The organism is Methanolinea sp. (genome assembly GCA_030055515.1).
Lineage (GTDB): Archaea > Halobacteriota > Methanomicrobia > Methanomicrobiales > Methanospirillaceae > Methanolinea_A.
Genome location: JASFYI010000002.1, coordinates 36,353 through 54,902, shown reverse-complemented (window position 1 = coordinate 54,902; position 18,550 = coordinate 36,353). Strand labels below are relative to the sequence as shown.

The window sequence follows — 18,550 nt, the reverse complement described above, 5'->3', positions numbered from 1 at the left end:
CTATTGGGAAAGGGGCGTCCCCGGAATCCCGGGCCGCGTGCTTGGAGGTTTTATCTGGCGGAAGGGCACACCTACACGCATGGACGGCGGGAGCACGCTGCGCGGGTTCATTGAGACGATGAGGGAGAGGGACGGGGTGATCGACGTCGAGGAGCGCCCCCCCGGAGAGTTCGGTGCTCCCCGGATGGCGAGCAGGACGGACAAGGTCCTCTTCTTCCACGACCTCCCCGGGGGACGGGCCGTCATGAACGTCACGGCCTCAAGGGGGGCCCTCGCCCTCGCGCTCGGAATGGAGGAGGGGGAGATCGCGCGGAGGCTCGCCCGCGCGACGTACGAGGGGGAGGTCGTGAGGGATTATGCGCTCCCCATGGGGGAGGCCGACCTCTCCCGCCTCCCGGTCATGAAGTTCTTCCCGCGCGACGCGGGGCGTTACATCACGGCAGGCATCGTCTTTTCCAAGTGGAACGGCGTCGAGAACGCGTCCGTCCACAGGATGCTCGTGCTCGGCCCCGACAGGGTGGCGGCGCGGCTCGTCGAGGGGCGGCACACGTACGTGATGCACCGCGAGGCCCTCCGCGCGGGCGACGTCCTCCCCGTCGCGGTCGCGATCGGTGTCCACCCCGCGGTCATGTTCGCGAGCTGCACGAGGGTCCCGGAGGGGAAGGAACTCCCGTTCGCGGCCGAGCTCCTCGGCGGGGAGGTGAGGGTGCACCGGTGCCGGAACGGCGTTGACGTGCCCGAGGCAGAGATCGTGCTCGAGGGGTACATTGGGGCAGAGACCGCCGAGGAGGGGCCTTTCGTGGACATCACGGGGACGTACGACAGCGTGAGGATCCAGCCCGTCATCCGGTTCACGGGGATGTACACCCGGCCGGACCCTGTCTACCACAGCATCCTCCCGGGCGGAAACGAGCACAGGGTCCTGATGGGGGTACCCTACGAGCCTGTCATCTTCCGCGCCGTCTCCGCGGTGACGACCGTCCGGAACGTCGTGCTCACCACGGGCGGCTGCGGGTACTTCCACGCCGTCGTCCAGGTGAGGAAGAACACGCAGGGGGACGGGAAGAACGCGATCCTCGCGGCGTTTTCGGCCCACACGTCCCTCAAGCACGTGGTCGTGGTGGACGAGGACATCGACCCCGCCGACCCCTCCGAGGTCGAGTACGCGCTCGCGACGCGGGTCCGGGGCGACAGGGACATCCTCGTGATCCCCGGTGCCCGGGGCTCGTCGCTCGATCCCTGCAGGCTCGCTGACGGGACGAACGTGAAGGTCGGGGTGGACGCGACGATGGACCTCGGCCGGGAAGAGGAGTTCCTGCGGGCGACGTGGGAAGGATCTGGATGAGGCTTTCGCCCGACGAAGAGGCGATACTCGCGGGGGAGCAGGGCGAGACGCGGGCGAGGATGCTCGAGATCCTCGTCGCCCTCGGGAAGGTCTACGGGGCGGAGCGGCTCATCCCGATAAAGAGCGCCCAGGTGAGCGGCGCGTCGTACAAGACGATCGGGAAGTGGGGCCTCGAGTGGCTGAAGCAGCTCGACGCGAGGGTCGCGGTCCCGACCGTGCTCAACCCCGTGGGGATGGACAGGGTGCTCTGGAGGGAGATGGGGATCGACGAGGACTTTGCCCGCGCGCAGGAGGAGGTGATCGCGGCCTACAGGAGGCTCGGCGTGACGCTCGAGTGCACCTGCACCCCGTACTACATCTACGAGACGAGGTTCGGCGACCACCTCGCGTGGTCCGAGTCCTCCGCGGTCGCGTACGCGAACTCCGTGATCGGTGCGCGGACGAACCGCGAGGGCGGGCCGGGAGCCCTCGCCGCCGCGATCGTCGGGAAGACGCCGGAGTACGGCCTGCACCTTCCCGGAAACAGGCGGCCGCAGGTCGCCGTGAGGGTCGAGGGCTGGGACCCGCGGGAGGACACGGCGCTCTACGGGGCACTCGGGTACCACGCGGGGAAGATCGTCGGGGGCAGGATCCCGCTCTTTTTGGGGATCTCGCCCTCGGTGGACGGGCTCAAGGCGCTCGGCGCGGCGATGGCGGCCTCCGGGGCCGTCGCGCTCTTCCACGTCGCCGGCGTCACGCCCGAGGCCCGCATCTTCGATTTCCGGGGAGAGGACCTCGAGGTGATCACGGTGGAGAGGCGGGAGGTCGAGCGGGTCCTCACCGGTATCCCCGTCGACGCGGTGGCACTTGGCTGTCCCCACTGCTCGCCGGGGGAGCTTAGGGAGATCGCGCGGCTCCTTGCGGGCAAGAGGGTGAAGATCCCCACGTTCGTCTTCGCGTCGAGGGACGTGATCGAGAGGCACGGAAAGGAGGTCGCCGCGATCAGGGCGAGCGGTGCCCGCATCTACGCCGATACCTGCATGGTCGTCTCGCCCGCGCTGGAGCGGTTTGCCGCCATCATGGTGAACTCCGGCAAGGCGTTCGCGTACGTCCCCGACATGTGCGGCGCGGCCGTCCGCCTCGGGACGACGGAGGAATGCGTGAGGGTCGCGACGGGGGAGGATTCCCCCGCGCCCGCGCGATCCCGCGGCGAGCCCCGCGCCCGCGGTTCCCCGGAGGATTTATCCGGAGGACCGTGCCACCCATCTCCTCGATGAGGTTTCCCCCCCTCCACGCCCTCCGGGACGGCCGCGCGCGGCCCGCGGTCCTCGCGGTCCTCGTCTCCCTCGCGGTCGCGCTCGAGCTCGTCGCGCACGTTCTCCTCCGGATGGAGACGGTGTACACGCACTTCTTCTACATCCCCATCGTGCTCGCCGCCGTGTGGTACGGCGTGCGCGGGATAACCGTCGGCCTCCTCCTCTCCGCGCTCTACATCGGGGACACGTACGCCCTCTCGGGGATGGTGGGGGTGGACCCCGCGGCGAGGGCGGGGATGTTCGTCGCGGTCTCGCTCGTCGTCGGCCTCGTCTCATGTACAATGCGGGGGAGCCACGGCCGCCCGGGGGACCGCGGGTCGCTCCTCGCGCGGTTTTCGGGGCCCGACCCGGCGAGGATGCGGGACGAGGGGGACGTCGCGGGGCTCCTCTCCGCGCTCGGCCACCCCGACCCGGCCGTCCAGTACGCGGCGGCAGAGGCGCTCGGGGAGCTAGGGGAACCATCGGCCGTCCCCGCCCTCGTGGAAGCACTCGCCGGCGACAGGCACCCGGGGGTGAGGTGGGAGGCAGCGGAAGCCCTCGCCCGGATCGGTGCTCCGGCCGTGGACGCACTCGTCGGGATCCTCCACCACCCCGACGAGGACGTCCGGTGGAAGGCGGCGATCGCGCTGGGCGAGATAGGGGACGAACGCGCGATCCCCCCGCTCATCGAGCTCCTCGGCGACCCCGACAGGTTCGTCCAGAGCAGGGCTGCCTACGCCCTCGGGGAGTTCGGGAGGAGGGCAACGCCCCTCCTCCGCCTCGCCCTCGCGCAGGGGAACCCCCGCGTCCGGAAGGGCGCAATCACCGCGCTGCGGGAGATCCGCGACCCCGACGCCCTCGACGACCTCCAGAGGGCACTCTCCGACCCGGACCGCGCGGTCGTCTCGGCCGCGCTCGATGCCCTGATGCACCACGGCGAGGAGGGGTACAGGCGCATCATCCACTCCCTCTCCTCTGCATCCCCGGGCGCGAGGGAGGAAATCGCCGGCGCGCTGCGGGAAGTCCCGAACCAAAGGCTCCTGCGGGGATTTGAACCCCTCCTCGCGGGGGCAGGCGAGGAGACGCGGGAGATCATCCTCTCCGTCACCGGGCCGGGAGAAAGGGAGAAGCAGGGCGACGGCGGGGAATCCCGCCCCGGCGCGTGACGCGCGGGTTCCCGCGGCGGCGAGGGCGGTCAGGTATATCACATCGGAGAACCCGATATCTTCCTGTGTTCGGCAGGTACACGATACCGTTCCGCGTCGAGGCAGGCGGCGTGTCGGTGGAGACGAGGCCCGCCGGCCAGTTCACCAGGTACGAGCGGGTCTCGTCAGCCGGCCGGGTGGAAAAGACGCTCGGTTTCCGGGAGGGGGAGATCACCATCAACCCCGTGGAACCGGTCAACCTCCCCCAGGAGATCACGGGGACCGTCGAGTTCCACTTCCCCCCCGTCGCGCTGATGCCCCTCTCCGAGGTGACCGTGTACCTCACATTCCCGGTGGAGATAGGTGTCTTCTCCGGGACGGGCGATTCCCACACGCTCATCGACGTCTTCTCGCTCGCCACGCCCAAATACTCGCTCTACGGGACGCCGGAGAAGGGCGTGATCACGCGGCACGTGGAGACACGCGTGCACGACCGGCCGCCGGAGGTCGATCCCCTCAGGGAGGGCATCCTCTCGCTCGCGATCAGGAACACGGGCAGGGACTGGGTGTGGGTCTCGCGCGCGGTCTTCGAGAGTCCGTCGTTCCGCATCTTCTACGGCCCGCACGCCGTGATTTCTGCAGAGATGATGGTCTACTCGCGGCACCTCGGCGAGACGTGGGTGCAGAAGACACCCCCGTCGGAGGGGATGGCGGAGGCACTCAGGATATTCCCGACGAAGAAGAGCCTCATTCCCGAAAAACCGAGCTACCTCATGGAATACGGGGTGGGGGAGTGAAAGCCCGATGATCCCCGAGTCGCTCTCGGCCCCTGTCTTCGGCTCCGTGACGATCCTCGACCTCCTCGTCTTCGGTGTCGCGGTCCTCGTCGTCCTCATCATCTCCCGCCTCGTCGGTGTGTACCTCAAGAAGATCCTCGGTGACCGCGTCGATGCCGCGGAGCTGGACAAGCTCGTCACCGTGATACAGGCCGGGATCGTCGTGCTCGGGGTCTACGCCGCGCTCCCGAGCTTCGACATCAACGTCGCGGACATGCTCGTCGTCGGCGGGACGATCGGTCTCGTCGCCGCGTTCGCGAGCCAGAGGCTCGTCTCGAACTTCGGCTCGGGCCTCTTCATCATCGCGGAGCGACCGATGAAACCGGGGGACAACGTCTCGATCGGCGGGATCTCGGGGACGGTCGAGCAGATCCGCGTCCTCTCGACGATCCTCAAGACGTACGACGGCGTCTACGTCCGCGTCCCCAACGAGAAGGTGTTCACGTCCGAGATCACGAACTACGTGGCCAACGTCGCGCGGAGGTTCGAGTACACGATCGGGATCAGCTACCGCGCGGATGCCGGGGAAGCGATCCGCATCATCCGGAAGCTCCTCGATGCCCACCCCTTCGTGCTCGCCCACCCCTCCCCAAGCGTCTTCGTCGACACCCTCGCGGAGTCGAGCGTGGTCATCCGCGTCCACGTGTGGGCTCCCTCCCGGGTCTGGTGGTCGGTGAGGACAGAGATGCTCTGGGCGATCAAGGAGGCGCTCGAGGAGGCGGGGATCGAGATCCCCTTCCCCCAGAGGGTCGTCACCCTCGCGCCGGGCGCGAGAATCGAGGTGGCGCGGGCCGAGCCTGGGGAGATGGGTGGGTGAGGGAGGAGGAGATCGGGGAACTGCTCGCGGAGATCGCGACGGGCGACCTCCCGGCGAGGAGGAGGGCGGTCGCGGCGCTCGCGGCAGAGGGTGCACCTGCCGTCTCGCCCCTCGTCGGTCTCCTCGAGCGGGCAGGAGAGGACGACGCGCGCTGGTACGCAGCAGTCGCCCTCGCGCGGATCGGGGCGCCGAGCGTCGGGCCCCTCATCGCGGCCATCCTCCGGAACCCCGATACCCGCTTCAGGAAGTACGCGGCCGCCGCGCTGGGCCACATCGGCGAGCCTGCCGTCCGGCTCCTTGTTGAAGCCCTGAAGACGGGTGACCCTTCCGCCCGCGGGTTCTTCGCCGAGGCCCTCTGCAGGGCGGGGAAGCCCGCGGTCGACGTCCTCCGCCGCGAGCTCTCCTCGCCGGACCCCGAGATGCGCCGGTACGCTGCACTCGTCCTCTGGCAGATGGGCGAGGAGGGGATAAGCGCGCTCCTCTCCGAGACCGGCGAGTGAACCCCGCACGCCGCGCCGGTCCTCCCCGCCCCGCCGCAGAGGAATCCGAAGGGATAAGTCCCCCGGCGGGGAGGATTATCGTGATGTTCCACTGCTCGCCGTCGATGGAGGAGTACATCGGGAGGCTCCAGGACGGGCTTTCCCGGGCGATGGAGGTCGCGAGGAGGGCGAGGGAGAAGGGCATCGACCCGCGAACGCACGTCGAGATCCCGGTCGCGCACGACCTCGCGGAGCGGGTGGAGGCCCTCCTCGGGATCCCGGGGCTCGCCGACCGGATCAGGGAACTCGAGGGGGAGGTCTCGCGGGAGGAGGCCGCACTCCGCATCGGGCTCGATTTCGTCCAGCGGCGGTTCGGGGAGAAGAGCCGCGAGGAGGTGCTCGACCGCGCCATCCGGACCGCGATGGCGATCCTCACAGAGGGCGTCGTCGCCGCGCCGACGGAAGGGATCGCGAAGGTGGGGACAGGGAGGAACGACGACGGCACCGAGTACCTGAAGATCTACTACGCCGGCCCGATCCGGAGCGCGGGAGGAACGGCACAGGCACTCTCGGTCCTCGTCGGCGACTTCGTCCGGCGGGAACTCGGGATGAACCGGTACATCCCGCGGCCCGAGGAGGTGGAGCGGTACATCGAGGAGATCCGCCAGTACAACGCGATCATGAACCTCCAGTACCTCCCCTCGGACGACGAGATCCGCCTCATCGTCAGGAACTGCCCGGTCTGCATCGACGGCGAGGGGACGGAGCAAGAGGAGGTGAGCGGGTACCGGAACCTCGAGCGCGTGGAGACGAACGCGGTCAGGGGCGGGATGGCGCTCGTCATCGCGGAAGGACTCGCGCTCAAGGCGCCCAAGATCCTCCGTCACGTCCGCGCCCTCTCGATGGACGGGTGGGACTGGCTCGAGGACCTCACCAGTGTCGCGACGAAACCGGGCGGGGCGGAGGAAGGGGGCGCGATCGCCCCGCGGGACAAGTACCTCCGCGACCTCATCGGGGGGAGGCCGGTCTTCGCCTACCCCATGCGGAAGGGCGGGTTTCGGCTCCGGTACGGCCGTTCCCGGAACACGGGGCTCGCGGCGGCGGGCCTCTCCCCCGCGACCATGCACATCCTCGGCGACTACCTTGCCGTCGGGACGCAGATGAAGATCGAGCGGCCCGGGAAGGCAGCCGGGATCGTCCCGGTGGACACGATACAGGGACCGACTGTCCGGCTCAGGAACGGCGACGTCCTCCGGATCGACGACGCCGCGCTCGCGGTCCAGCTGAAGGACGAGGTCGAGCTCGTGCTCGACGTCGGCGAGATACTCATCGGGTACGGCGAGTTCCTCGAGAACAACCACCCGCTCGTCCCGCCCGCGTACTGCCACGAGTGGTGGGTGCAGGAGGGGGGGAAGGGGTACCCGCGGACAGAGGAGGAGGCGATTGCCCTCTGCTTCGAGGGGGCGTTCCTCCACCCGGACTTCACGTACCTCTGGGACGACATCACGCCCTCCGATCTGCGGGAACTTTCCGACTACGTCTCCGGGAAGGGGGAGATCCGGCACGGCATCCTCGTCCTCCCGCCCGACCCGCGCATAAAGTACCTCCTCGAGGAGATCCTCCTCCCCCACAGGGTGAGGGAGGGGCAGATCTGCATCAGCGACTACCTCGTCTTCATCGCGTGCCTCGGCCTCGACATCAGGCTCTCGAAGCGCCCCGTGTGGGAGACGGCACCCCCCGGGTGCGATGCCCTCGCCCTCGCGAGCCACCTCTCGGGGTTCCCCATGAGGTCGCGGGCGGGGACGAGGATAGGGGGCCGCATGGGCCGGCCGGGCAAGTCCCGGCCCCGCAAGATGAATCCCCCGCCCCACGGCCTCTTCCCGCTCGGGGAGGCGGGAGGGAGCAGGCGCTCTTTCCAGGAGGCCCAGAACCACGCCCCGCAGCCGAACATGGACGGCGGGATCATCACGGTCGAGACGGGGAGGCGCAGGTGCCCGTCCTGCGGCGCGGAGACCTTCCGGAACATGTGCACGTGCGGCGCCCACACGGAACCCGTGTACTCCTGCCCGCGGTGCCGGAGGGAGGTCGGGAACGGGACCTGCCCGGCCTGCCACGTCCCCGCGAGCTGCGCGACCACCACGACGCTCAACGTGAAGCAGGAGTACCTGCAGGCGGTGGAGAGGCTCTCCCTCCGCGAGAGCGGGATTGCGCTCGTGAAGGGCGTGCGCGGCCTCATCTCGCGCGAAAAATCGGTCGAGCCGATCGAGAAGGGCATCCTCCGCGCCGCGAGGGACATCTACGTCTTCAAGGACGGCACCGTGAGGTTCGACATGATCGACCTCCCCCTTACCCACGTGAGGCCCAGGGAAATCGGGGTCTCCCCCGAGAAGTTGCGCGAACTCGGCTACGCGACCGACACCGGGGGCAGGCCCCTCGTCTCCCCGGACCAGGTCGTCGAGCTCCGCCCCCAGGACATCCTCCTCTCGGATTCCTGCGCCGAGTACATGGTCCGCGTCGCCCAGTTCGTGGACGACCTCCTCGTGAAGTGCTACGACCTCCCCCCGTTCTACAAGGTGGAGACGAGGGACGACCTCCTCGGCCACCTCGTCATCGGGCTTGCGCCCCACACGAGCGCGGGCGTCCTCGCCCGCATCGTGGGTTTCACGCGGGCAAACGTCGGGTACGCGCACCCGTTCTTCCACGCGGCGAAGAGGCGGAACTGCTTCTACGGGGACACGCTCATCGAGACCTTCGACGGGAGGGAGTGGAGCCAGAAGCCCATCCGCCAGATCGTCGCCGAGAACTTCGACCTCTCGCGCCCCGGGATCGACAGGCTCGGGACGTACTACTCGGACCCCCGGTCCACCCTCCTCGTGAGGACCGTGGACATCGAGGGGAAGCCCCACCTCCGCCGCGTCACGTCGGTCTCGGTCCACCGTGCCCCCCCGGCGCTCGTCAGGTTCGAGACGAGGGGGGGCCGCTCCCTCGCGGTCACGCCGGACCATGCGATGCTCGTGTGGGACCTCTGCTTCCTCAGGAAGGTCAGGGCCGTCGAGGTGAAGGAGGGGGACGCGGTCCCCGTGATGGTGGGGACGAACGTGCTCTCCGACCACGTCGCCCGGAAGGAGATCGTCCCCTGCCCGGACGAGAGGGTGTACTGCCTCACGGTGACCGACGAGCACACGGTCTGCGCGAACGGCATCTTCACCGGGCAGTGCGACGGGGACGAGGACTGCATCATGCTCCTCCTCGACGGGCTGATCAACTTCTCGCGGACGTTCCTGCCCGAGACGAGGGGCGGGACGATGGATGCACCCCTCGTCCTCACGACCCGGCTCGACCCCGCCGAGATAGACAAGGAGAGCCACAACCTCGACGTGGGCAGCGGGTACCCGCTCGAGTTCTACCTCGCCGCCGCGCGTTACGCGCACCCGCGCGAGGTCGAGGATCTCGTCGACAGGGTGGGCAGGAGGCTCGGGACACCGGCGCAGCTCGAGGGCTTCTCGTTCACGCACGACACGTCGGACATCTCCGCGGGGCCCATCGAGTCGACGTACACGGAGCAGAAGTCGATGATCGACAAGCTCCGCAGGGAGCTCGAGCTCGCCGAGAAGATACGGGCGGTGGACGAGCACGACGTGGCCGAGAGGGTCCTCTCCACCCACTTCATCCGCGACCTCATGGGGAACCTCTCCGCGTTCTCCCGGCAGAAGTTCCGGTGCACGAAGTGCAACGCGAGTTTCCGCCGGATGCCGCTTGCAGGGAAGTGCAACCGGTGCGGCGGCAACATCGTCCCGACGGTGCACGAGGGTTCGGTGAAGAAGTACCTCGAGGTCTCGCGGGAGATATGCGAGAAGTACAGGGTCTCGGACTACACGCGCCAGAGGGTCGCGGTCCTCGACATGGCGATAGAGTCGACGTTCGGCCGCGAGAAGTCCGAGCAGAAGGGCCTCGCCGACTTCATGTGAGGGAGCGGCGGGGAATGGGAACTCGTGAAGTTTTATCCCGTTCCCCTGCCCTTGTACATGTACAGGAGCGAGTGTGACTGAGAGGCCAAAAGTGACCGACTCAAGATCGGTTCTCGCAGGAGTTCGCAGGTTCGAATCCTGCCACTCGCATCCCCTCCGGATCCCTTTTCTCCCGCCGTCTCCCCGGCCGCGGCGCCCGGTGCACGGTACCGGGACGGCATCCTGACACCATCCTTTAATCTCCCGGAAGGGAAACAAGTGACCACATGTTTGGACCCCTCGACGTGGACAAGTGGGTGAGCGAGCGGCGGTCGAGCCTCGACGAGGCGAAGGAATCGGCCCTGCGGATCATCAGGGAGGTCCGCGAGGGCGGGGATGCAGCCCTCCTGCGGATGGCACAGAAACACGAGCCCGAGTGCACCTCCGTGAGGGTCATGCCGGAGGAGGTCGACGCTGCCTACGAGCAGGTCGAAGACCGGCTGATCGAGAGCCTGATAGAGGCGGAGGCACGGATCGCGCGGTTCCACGAGCTCCAGAAGGAGAAGGCGCTCTGGCTCGAGGAGATCGAGCCGGGGATCATCCTCGGCGTGAAGACGACCCCCCTCGAGCGGGTCGGGCTGTACGTCCCCGGCCGGAGGGCCGCGTACCCCTCGACCGCCCTCATGAACGCGGTGCCCGCGAGGGTCGCGGGGGTGGGGGAGATGTGCGCCTGCAGCCCGCCCCCCATCCTCCCCCTCACGCTCGTCGCCCTCGACATCGCGGGCGTGGACGAGATCTACCGGATAGGCGGTGCGCAGGCAGTCGCCGCGATGGCGCTCGGGACCGAGACCATCCGCCCTGTCCAGAAGATCGTCGGGCCCGGGAACGTGTACGTGACGGCCGCGAAGATGCTCCTCCGGGAGCACGCCGAGATCGATTTCCCCGCGGGCCCCAGCGAGATCGGGATCATCGCGGACGGCACGGCGGACCCCGAGTTCATCGCGATCGACATCCTCGCGCAGGCGGAGCACGACCCGGACGCGGCCTGCGTCCTCGTAACGACCGACCCCGCGCTCCCCGAGAAGGTGGGGCGCGAGATCGAGCGGTTTACTGCTGGCTCTCCCCGGAGGGAGATCATCGAGAGCGCGCTCTCCCACTCAGGGTACGCGGTCGCCGCGGACCTTTCCGAGGCGTGCTGCATGATGGACAGGGTCGCCCCCGAGCACCTCTCGATACAGGTCGCCGACCCGCTCGCGGTCCTCTCCGCCGTGCACCACGCGGGCTCCATCTTCGTCGGACCCTACGCGCCGGTCGCCGCCGGAGACTACGCCTCCGGCACGAACCACGTCCTCCCCACCGCGGGGTACGCGAGGATGTACTCGGGGCTGAACGTCGCCCACTTCTGCAAGACGTCCACGGTCCAGATCATCGACAGGGAGGGCCTCGAGGCGATCGGGGACGTCATCGAGGCGATCGCGGACGCGGAGGGGCTCTCCGCGCACGCCGAGTCGGTCCGCGTCAGGCGCAGGCGACGGTGACCGGGTCCACCCCCTCCCGCAACCACCTTTAAATCATTCCCCCTCACACTTCTAGGCCGGGAGAGATATGGCCATCGACTGGTACATGGAATTCGTGGACACGGGCTACGAGCCGGGGAGGGACGAGCTCGTCGCACTCTTCTCGTTCGAGCCCGCCGCGGGGATCAGCAGGGAGGAGGCCGCGGGGAGGATCGCTTCCGAGAGTTCCACGGGCACGTGGACGACCCTCCACACGGTCCCCCCGCGGATGGAGGACCTCAAGGCCACGGTCTTCCGCATCGAGGGGAATTACGCGTACATCTCCTACCCCCTCGCGCTCTGGGAGGAGGGCAACGCGGTGCAGCTGCTGAGCGGGATCGCGGGGAATATCTTCGGGATGAAGGCAATAAGGAACTTGAGGCTCGTCGACGTGGCCCTCCCCGCGGGCTACATCCGGCACTTCCGCGGACCCCACTTCGGGATGGAGGGCATCCGGAAGATGCTCGGCGTGCACGGGCGGCCCCTCACGGGGGCCGTCCCGAAGCCGAAGATAGGTTTCTCCGCGCGGGAGCACGCGGAGGTCGCCTACGAGACGTGGACGGGGGGATTTGACTTCACGAAGGACGACGAGAACCTCACGTCGCCCGCCTTCAATAGGTTCGAGGAACGCGTGCTGGAGATGACGAGGATGCGGGACCGCGCCGAGCAGGAGACCGGCGAGACGAAGTCCGCGCTCCTCAACATCACGGCCGACACGGAGACCATGAAGAGGCGCGCAGACCTCCTCGCCGACACAGGCTGGACGTACGCGATGATCGACGTCGTCGTCGCGGGGACCGCGGCGGTCGCGACGATGCGGGACTACTGCTCCGACCTCGGCCTCGCCATCCACGCGCACCGCGCCATGCACGCGGCATTCACGCGGAACAGGAAGCACGGGATCAGCATGCAGTTCCTCGCGAAGCTGATGCGGCTGATCGGGGTCTCGCAAATCCACACGGGGACGGCCGTCGGGAAGCTCGCCGGCACGAAGAAGGAGGCCGCCCTTCTCGCCGGCGTGCTGCGGGAGAAGCACGTGGAAGCCGTGCCCGGATTCCTTCTCGAGCAGGACTGGGGGCGGATCAAGAGCGCGTTCCCGGTCTCCTCGGGCGGCCTCCACCCCGGGCTCGTGCCCGACGTCCTCGACATCTACGGGACCGACCTCGTGCTGCTCGTGAGCGGGGGCATCCACGGCCACCCGGACGGGACACGGGCCGGGGCGGTCGCGACGATGCAGGCGATCGAGGCCTGGAAGGACGGCGTCACTCTCGAGGAGAAGGCGAAGACCTCGCCCGAGCTCTCCCGGGCGCTCGAGAAGTGGGGGTACTACAGGCCGAAGTGAGCGGCGTGCAGGGGATCCCGGTTTTCCCCGTGGGAGGGGATCACTTGCGGTCCCCGGCCGCATGAAAGTCTCCCGGGACCTCCCCCGCCGGGCTCGCGGTCACAACCATTTTTTCGTTTCGCGCGAGACCCATCCGGGAGAGGAAATACAACGGGGGACGCGGGGTGGCAGAATTCGTCGAGGTCTGCCGGCTGGAGGATCTCGGGGAGGGAGAGCTCAGGAAGGTGCAGGCGGGAGGGAAGGAAATCCTCCTCGTCCGACGGGGGAGCCGCGTCTACGCGACGGATGCCCTCTGCCCCCACCTCCAGGCCGACCTCTCCATGGGCACGCTCCACGGGTACATCCTCACGTGCCCGATGCACCACTCGCAGTTCGACATAAGGGACGGGCACGTCGTCCGATGGACGGACCTCTCCGGGACCATCCTTCGGTATGCCTCGCGGCAAATCCCCCCGCGCCCGCTCGCGACGTACCCCGTCAGGGTCGAGGGGGAGAGGGTCCTCGTGCTCGTCCCCTCGTCCTGAACCCCCCACCGGGAACGCCGTTTTTCCCGGGATCGCGTCTCCCGGTCCCCGCGTGCGGGCGGGATCCCGCGGCCATCCGCGGTCTCCCTGGAGTGCCCCAGTTTTCCCTCGCTGCGGTCTCCGTTTCCCGGGAAAAATTTTTTTCGGCCATTTCCGCCGCGGGGCGGGCAGCCGGTCCCCGTCAATAGCATTATCATTCACCCCCTCCCAGCTATGTTGTAGTGAACATGACAACTATCGTGCGCCGCGGCCATCCCGGCGGGTGATCCCCGATGGCCAGCGTCTACGAGTGGCTCGCCGACCGGATCGTCGCGCACCCCCGGGTCGTCGGGGCGGTTGCGGTCGGCCTCATCCTCGTCGCGATGGCAGGGCTCACCATGGTCACGATGAAGACCGGGAAGGAGACCTACATCGAGAAGGCGACACCCCGCGGGGCCGCACTCACCCACTACACGAACACGTACCAGTCGGACGCGATCATGGTCATCTTCGAGTCCGACGACATCACCGACCTCGAGACCCTCCACTACATAAAGAGGCTCCAGGACGACATCGCGGACGAGATGTACGTCGCGGGGGTCTCGGGCGTCGTCGACCTCCTTTCCCAGGGCAACGGGGGCGAGCTCCCGCGTTCCGTGGCCGAGGTGAACAGGATCATTGCGCAGGCCCCCCCCGAGGTCGTCGCGCGCTACATGCCCTCCCGGATGATGACGATAAGCGTGGTCACCCTCCAGCCTGCCCTCACGAGCGACCGCCAGCAGGAGGTCCTCGGCACCATCCGGAACATCGTCGCACTCTCTCACCCGCCGCCCGGCGTGAAGGTGACCCTCTCCGGGAGCCCCGCGTTCTCCCAGGAGATGATGCAGGAGATGGGATCCTCGATGAGGGTCCTCATCCTCGCGGCGATGGTCCTGATGGTCGTCGCGGTGATGACGCTCTTTCACCACGTCCGCTACACCCTCCTCCCGGTCGGGATCGTGGGCGTGGGACTGGTCCTGACCTTCGGGGTGATGGGGCTTGCCGGCATCCCCATCAGCATGGTGGTGATCGGGGCATTCCCGGTCCTCATCGGGATCGGGATCGACTACGCGATCCAGATCCACTCGCGCCTCGACGAGGAGTCGAGGAAGGTCCCGCTCCCCGAGGCCGTCAGGACGACCGTGACGAAGACGGGCCCCGCCGTCCTGATCGCGATGCTCGCGACCTCGATGGGATTCATCGCGATGGTCTTTGGGCCCATCCCCATGGTGGGTGACTTCGGGATCACGTGCACGATAGGGGTGGTCTCCTGCTACCTCGCCGCGCTCGTCCTCGTCCCGGTCTTCGCGATGCTGGTCGGGTACCGGCCGAAGGCGAAGAGGGAAGATGATGACGCGGCCGAAAGGGACCGCCCGCAGCATTCCCTCATCGAGAGGTACGACGCGTTCCTCGGGAACGTCGCCTGCCGCATCGCGAGGAACCCCGTCCCGGTCCTGATATTCGTCTTCCTCTTCGCGATCGTGGGGTTTAGCCTCGACAACGAGGTCCCCATCAGCGCGGACGAGAAGACGTTCGTCCCCTCCGAGATGCCCGCCCTCCAGTACATGAACAAGGTGACGAGGACGATGGGCTCCACGACGACGATCCCGGTCATGGTCTCGTCGAGCAACGTCCTTGACCCGGAAACGGTGCGGTGGATCTACGACTTCGGCGAGTACGAGCGGACGCGCAACGACAAGATCACGGGTGTCACGAGCATCGCAACCCTCCTCGCGCGGTACAACAACGGCATCCTCCCCTCGACAGAGGAGGAGATAAGGCAGGTGCTCGCGCGGATCCCGGAGGAGGCGCGGAAGAGGTACTTGAGCGGCAACATCGAGGCGGTGATGGAGTTCTCGACGGTCGACCTCGAGATCTCGCAGGCCCGGTCCCAGATCGCGCTCATCAGGAATGACCTCCTGTGGTACACGCCCCCGGCAGGCGCGAGCGCGAGGGTCACGGGCACGATCGAGATGTTCTCGGCGCTCATCGACGACATCAAGAACTCGAAGACCACGATGACGCTGCTAGGGTTCGCGTTCATCCTCGCCTTCCTCCTCGCCGCGTACAGGCGTCTGCGCGCGGTCTCCCCCCTCCTCCCGATCGTCGCGATAGTGGGCTGGAACGGCGCGATCATGTACTGGCTGGGCCTCGACTACACGCCCCTCACGGCGGTCCTCGGGTCGATGACCATAGGGGTCGCATCCGAGTACACGATCCTCATCATGGAGAGGGTCGAGGAGGAGATGGGGCGGGGACTCGACCTCTATTCCGCGATACGGACGAGCGTGCAGAGGATAGGGACGGCGATCACGGTCTCCGGCCTCACCACGGTCTTTGGGTTCTCGGCCCTCATCCTCTCGGAGTTCAACATCGTCTCGAACTTCGGGATCACGACCGTGATCACGGTCGGGTTCTCGCTCATCGGCGCGATCCTGATCATGCCCGCCATCATCGCCCTGATGTACGGGGCGGGGGGTCGCGGGGCAGAGGGGCAGCGCGGCGAGGCTCCGGCCCCGGCATGAAGGGGGGGCCCGCGGTACCCCCGGCACGGCGCTCGGTTCACGCCCTCGAGATCATCTCGCGGGCAAAACTCCTCGCGCGGTCGAGGTCCGCGCCGTCCGGGTGGCCCCGGTTCACGAGGAGGAACTTCCCCCTGCAGTGGAATGACCCCAGCACCGTCGCGCCCTTCCGGGCGAGTTCTCCCGCGACGTTCGAGAGCATCGTCTCCGCACCCTTCGCCGCCGCCGACGTCGCGAACAGGGCGACCTTCTTCCCCTCGAACTGCCCGGACGCAACGAACCTCTGCATGTTTTCGCCGGGCTTGCCCCCGTACACGCCGCTCCCGAGGAAGATGACCCGGGCGTCCTCTGGGACAGTCCCGGGGAACTCCCCGGCGGAGACCCCGAGTTCCGCGGCGATGGCGTCCGCCACCTTCCGCGTGTTCCCTCCCCTCGAGTCGACGAAGACCGCGATTCCTTGCATGGTGTCCACATCTTTCCGCTTGCCTCATATAGGTGATCCCGCTGCCGGGCCGCGTGCCCTTGCCCTCCCCGCGTCCACGGCAGGAGATGCCGGGAGGGCCGCCTGCCTTGAGTCCGGCCGGGTACCTCCACACCCGCCGGCGTTGCCGCCCGTCAGGACACGGCCGCGAGTTCCGCGATGACCTCGTCATCCGTGAGGTCGTGCCACTCGCGGTAGGCGTCTGCGACCGCGAAGATCCTGCCGGTCCTGACGTTTAAGCAGACCACGAGGTCGACCTCGCGTCGGAGGAGCTCGGCGGCAGCGAGCGACGCCGTGGGCACCGCGACGACGACCCTCGCGGGCCCTAGTCTCCTCAGGCTCCGGGCAGCGGCGAGCATCGTGAATCCCGAGGCGAGCCCGTCGTCGGTGAGGATCGCGGTCTTCCCGCCGAGGGGAGGAAACTCCCGCCACCTCGCGAAGGTCTCCATCCTCCGGCGGACGTTCTTCCGCGTCTCCCGCACGGCCCTCTCGACCTCCCTCTCGGAGAGACCGAGGGCCTCGCGGAGCCGCTCGTTGATGAGGACGCTCCCGTCCCACGTCACGGCCCCGAACCCCGACTCGGTCGTCCCGGGGATGCGGACCTTCCTCGCGACGGCGAGCGCGAGGGGCGCGGAGAGTGCGCCCGCGATCATCCTGCCCACCGGCACTCCCCCGGCGGGCACGGCGAGGACAACGGGGTCCCGGATGGCGGGGAGTGACGCGAGGAGTTTCCCGAGCCTCTCCCCCGCGTCGTGCCGGCCGGAGAAGACGAACGTCCTGTCCCGCAGGAGGGGGTCTTCGATGAGATCTCCCATTTTGTTCCCGCTGTGGTCGCCAAGGGAGATAAATATGGAGGGATCCCGGAAGGAAGGGCCACCATGTGAGGGTTCACCCGGTGGTCACGGGGGATGCGGGTGTTTGCTAGAGGCGACGGAGTGACCCACGTGGGCCACTCCGCGGGCGAAAGGGTATTCCACCGGAGGCCTGCCCAGAGGAATGGGCAGGTTCCCCTGCGGGGGGTGTACACGCCGCTGGCAGACCCGGGGTATGGTTTTCCGGAACGGCTCCTGCCCGTCTCCCCTCTCCTTGTCAGGGAGCGACCTGCGATTCCTCCCCCCGTGCGGATCGGATCCGGTCGAGGGAGTTCCGGGCGCACTTCCTGACCCTGCAGTCAGGGTCGGCAAGGACCCTCTCGAGGGCGCACGCGGACTCGGGGATGCAGAAGTTCCCGAGGGCGTGGGCCGCGGCGCTGCGGATGATCTCGTCCCCCTCTTCGAGGCACGAGATGAGTTGCGGGAGGAGCGAGGGGCAGTCGAGTGCCCTTATCCCCGCCGCGGCCGCCTCGCGGATGTACCACTTCTCCTTCCGCAGTTCACGGACGAGCTCAGCGAGGATCGCCGGGTCCTTGATCCCGGCAATCCTCTTCACCGCGGACTGCCTCCCGTTCCAGTCGGGGCTGTGGAGGCCATGGATGATCTCTGCAACGTCCCGTGCGCCGCCGCTCCTTGTCATGCATGTACACTCTCTCTGATAAATATATATAATATGGGATGGAAGTTTCTTTCTCCACCATCAGACGCGGGGCGATCACTCGTCCCCGGGACCCTGCGCGGGGGATCCCCGTGTCCCGCGAGAATTGTTCGCTATAACCAAAACAAATTGCCCGGCCGGTCCGCGGTGGTACGGGAGAGCGGGAACGCCCACTGACTCCCCGCGTGAAAAAAGCCTCCCGGGAGGCAATCGGGAAAATTCTATATCTCCTGACCTTGAAATGTACTTTTCACTGCAGGAGAGGATCTCCTGTCCGGAACCACCGAGGAGTTGATTGGCTGAACCCGAGGAGGGGAGAAGAGGAGGGGCCCGACGAGGAGAAGAACGAGGCCGGCGAGATAATCCGCGTCAGGCTCCCCCAGAAGAGGAACAGGGAGATGTTCGCGCAGGCCGAGCTGATGATGGGCGCAAACCACATCCGCGTCAGGTGCTACGACGGCGTGACGAGGCTCGGGCGCATCAAGGGCAAGATCAAGAAGAAGATATGGATCCGCGAGGGGGACATCCTGATCGTCGTCCCGTGGAGTTTCCAGGACGACAAGTGCGATATCATCTACCGCTACACGGGCCCCCAGGTCGAGTGGCTGCGGCGGAACGGGTACCTGTAGGAAACCGCATTTGCCCCGGTCACCTCGTGCCTTCCATTCCCGAGATTTCCGGTTCCTCCTTCAGCCGTCACCAAATGTCTCTGGAAAGAGGGGAGGAGAGATCCC

At 67.6% G+C, this 18,550-nt stretch carries 15 protein-coding genes and 1 tRNA gene; 13 read left to right on the top strand and 3 right to left on the bottom strand.

Translation table 11 applies throughout. The features are described from left to right. The first annotated feature begins 97 nt into the window (after nt 1-97). The 12 genes from QFX32_04470 (at nt 98) to QFX32_04415 (ending at nt 15,808) form a co-directional block, all read left to right on the top strand. Complete coding sequence (locus QFX32_04470; protein MDI9633294.1) at nt 98-1,345, top strand: UbiD family decarboxylase; 1,248 nt, start codon at nt 98-100, stop codon at nt 1,343-1,345. Then, a complete protein-coding gene (locus tag QFX32_04465; GenBank protein MDI9633293.1) occupies nt 1,342-2,601 on the top strand; it encodes an aconitase X catalytic domain-containing protein in 1,260 nt (419 codons plus the stop codon). Before QFX32_04470 ends, QFX32_04465 begins: the two co-directional genes overlap by 4 nt. Further along, entirely contained in the window at nt 2,598-3,785 is a 1,188-nt protein-coding gene (locus tag QFX32_04460; protein ID MDI9633292.1) for a HEAT repeat domain-containing protein, read from the top strand. Before QFX32_04465 ends, QFX32_04460 begins: the two co-directional genes overlap by 4 nt. A gap of 65 nt (nt 3,786-3,850) precedes the next feature. After that, nucleotides 3,851-4,561 carry a DUF432 domain-containing protein gene (locus QFX32_04455; GenBank protein MDI9633291.1) on the top strand — a complete coding sequence of 237 codons (711 nt, stop codon included), beginning with the start codon at nt 3,851-3,853 and terminating at the stop codon, nt 4,559-4,561. Between the two features lie 7 nt (nt 4,562-4,568). Beyond that, complete coding sequence (locus QFX32_04450; protein ID MDI9633290.1) at nt 4,569-5,417, top strand: mechanosensitive ion channel family protein; 849 nt, start codon at nt 4,569-4,571, stop codon at nt 5,415-5,417. Then, entirely contained in the window at nt 5,414-5,917 is a 504-nt protein-coding gene (locus tag QFX32_04445) for a HEAT repeat domain-containing protein (protein ID MDI9633289.1), read from the top strand. The genes QFX32_04450 and QFX32_04445 overlap by 4 nt, the downstream gene beginning before the upstream one ends. An 83-nt stretch (nt 5,918-6,000) precedes the next feature. Beyond that, on the top strand, nt 6,001-9,864 hold the full coding sequence (locus QFX32_04440; protein ID MDI9633288.1) for a DNA-directed DNA polymerase II large subunit: 3,864 nt from the start codon (nt 6,001-6,003) through the stop codon (nt 9,862-9,864). A 67-nt stretch (nt 9,865-9,931) separates the two neighbouring features. Continuing rightward, nucleotides 9,932-10,014, top strand: a tRNA-Leu gene (locus tag QFX32_04435). Between the two features lie 116 nt (nt 10,015-10,130). After that, complete coding sequence (gene hisD, locus QFX32_04430) at nt 10,131-11,381, top strand: histidinol dehydrogenase (GenBank protein ID MDI9633287.1); 1,251 nt, start codon at nt 10,131-10,133, stop codon at nt 11,379-11,381. A gap of 67 nt (nt 11,382-11,448) precedes the next feature. After that, on the top strand, nt 11,449-12,741 hold the full coding sequence (rbcL, locus tag QFX32_04425) for a type III ribulose-bisphosphate carboxylase (GenBank protein ID MDI9633286.1): 1,293 nt from the start codon (nt 11,449-11,451) through the stop codon (nt 12,739-12,741). A 164-nt stretch (nt 12,742-12,905) separates the two neighbouring features. Next, nucleotides 12,906-13,265, top strand: coding sequence for a Rieske 2Fe-2S domain-containing protein (locus tag QFX32_04420; GenBank protein ID MDI9633285.1), 360 nt, complete (start codon nt 12,906-12,908; stop codon nt 13,263-13,265). Nucleotides 13,266-13,537: 272 nt separating this feature from the next. Beyond that, on the top strand, nt 13,538-15,808 hold the full coding sequence (locus QFX32_04415; GenBank protein MDI9633284.1) for a hydrophobe/amphiphile efflux-3 (HAE3) family transporter: 2,271 nt from the start codon (nt 13,538-13,540) through the stop codon (nt 15,806-15,808). A 37-nt stretch (nt 15,809-15,845) separates the two neighbouring features. Here the strand turns inward: QFX32_04415 and QFX32_04410 are convergent, their stop codons facing one another. The 3 genes from QFX32_04410 to QFX32_04400 all read right to left on the bottom strand — a co-directional run bounded on the left by QFX32_04410 (nt 15,846) and on the right by QFX32_04400 (nt 17,798). Then, nucleotides 15,846-16,268, bottom strand: coding sequence for a flavodoxin family protein (locus tag QFX32_04410; protein ID MDI9633283.1), 423 nt, complete (start codon nt 16,266-16,268; stop codon nt 15,846-15,848). Between the two features lie 152 nt (nt 16,269-16,420). Next, nucleotides 16,421-17,101: a phosphoribosyltransferase family protein gene (locus QFX32_04405; protein MDI9633282.1), complete on the bottom strand. Its 681-nt coding sequence runs from the start codon at nt 17,099-17,101 to the stop codon at nt 16,421-16,423. Between the two features lie 274 nt (nt 17,102-17,375). Further along, nucleotides 17,376-17,798: a HEAT repeat domain-containing protein gene (locus tag QFX32_04400; GenBank protein MDI9633281.1), complete on the bottom strand. Its 423-nt coding sequence runs from the start codon at nt 17,796-17,798 to the stop codon at nt 17,376-17,378. A 317-nt stretch (nt 17,799-18,115) separates the two neighbouring features. On the opposite strand from QFX32_04400, the gene eif1A reads away from it, so the two are divergent. Next, complete coding sequence (gene eif1A / locus QFX32_04395; GenBank protein ID MDI9633280.1) at nt 18,116-18,445, top strand: translation initiation factor eIF-1A; 330 nt, start codon at nt 18,116-18,118, stop codon at nt 18,443-18,445. The last annotated feature ends 105 nt before the right edge of the window (nt 18,446-18,550 follow it).

Coding starts and splice junctions, on each gene's coding strand:
- QFX32_04465 (MDI9633293.1), top strand. CDS start 1,342: ATGAGGCTTTCGCCCGACGAAGAGGCGATACTCGCGGGGGAGCAGGGC.
- QFX32_04460 (MDI9633292.1), top strand. CDS start 2,598: ATGAGGTTTCCCCCCCTCCACGCCCTCCGGGACGGCCGCGCGCGGCCC.
- QFX32_04450 (MDI9633290.1), top strand. CDS start 4,569: ATGATCCCCGAGTCGCTCTCGGCCCCTGTCTTCGGCTCCGTGACGATC.
- QFX32_04440 (MDI9633288.1), top strand. CDS start 6,001: ATGTTCCACTGCTCGCCGTCGATGGAGGAGTACATCGGGAGGCTCCAG.
- hisD (MDI9633287.1), top strand. CDS start 10,131: ATGTTTGGACCCCTCGACGTGGACAAGTGGGTGAGCGAGCGGCGGTCG.
- rbcL (MDI9633286.1), top strand. CDS start 11,449: ATGGCCATCGACTGGTACATGGAATTCGTGGACACGGGCTACGAGCCG.
- QFX32_04415 (MDI9633284.1), top strand. CDS start 13,538: ATGGCCAGCGTCTACGAGTGGCTCGCCGACCGGATCGTCGCGCACCCC.
- QFX32_04410 (MDI9633283.1), bottom strand. CDS start 16,268: ATGCAAGGAATCGCGGTCTTCGTCGACTCGAGGGGAGGGAACACGCGG.
- QFX32_04405 (MDI9633282.1), bottom strand. CDS start 17,101: ATGGGAGATCTCATCGAAGACCCCCTCCTGCGGGACAGGACGTTCGTC.
- QFX32_04400 (MDI9633281.1), bottom strand. CDS start 17,798: ATGACAAGGAGCGGCGGCGCACGGGACGTTGCAGAGATCATCCATGGC.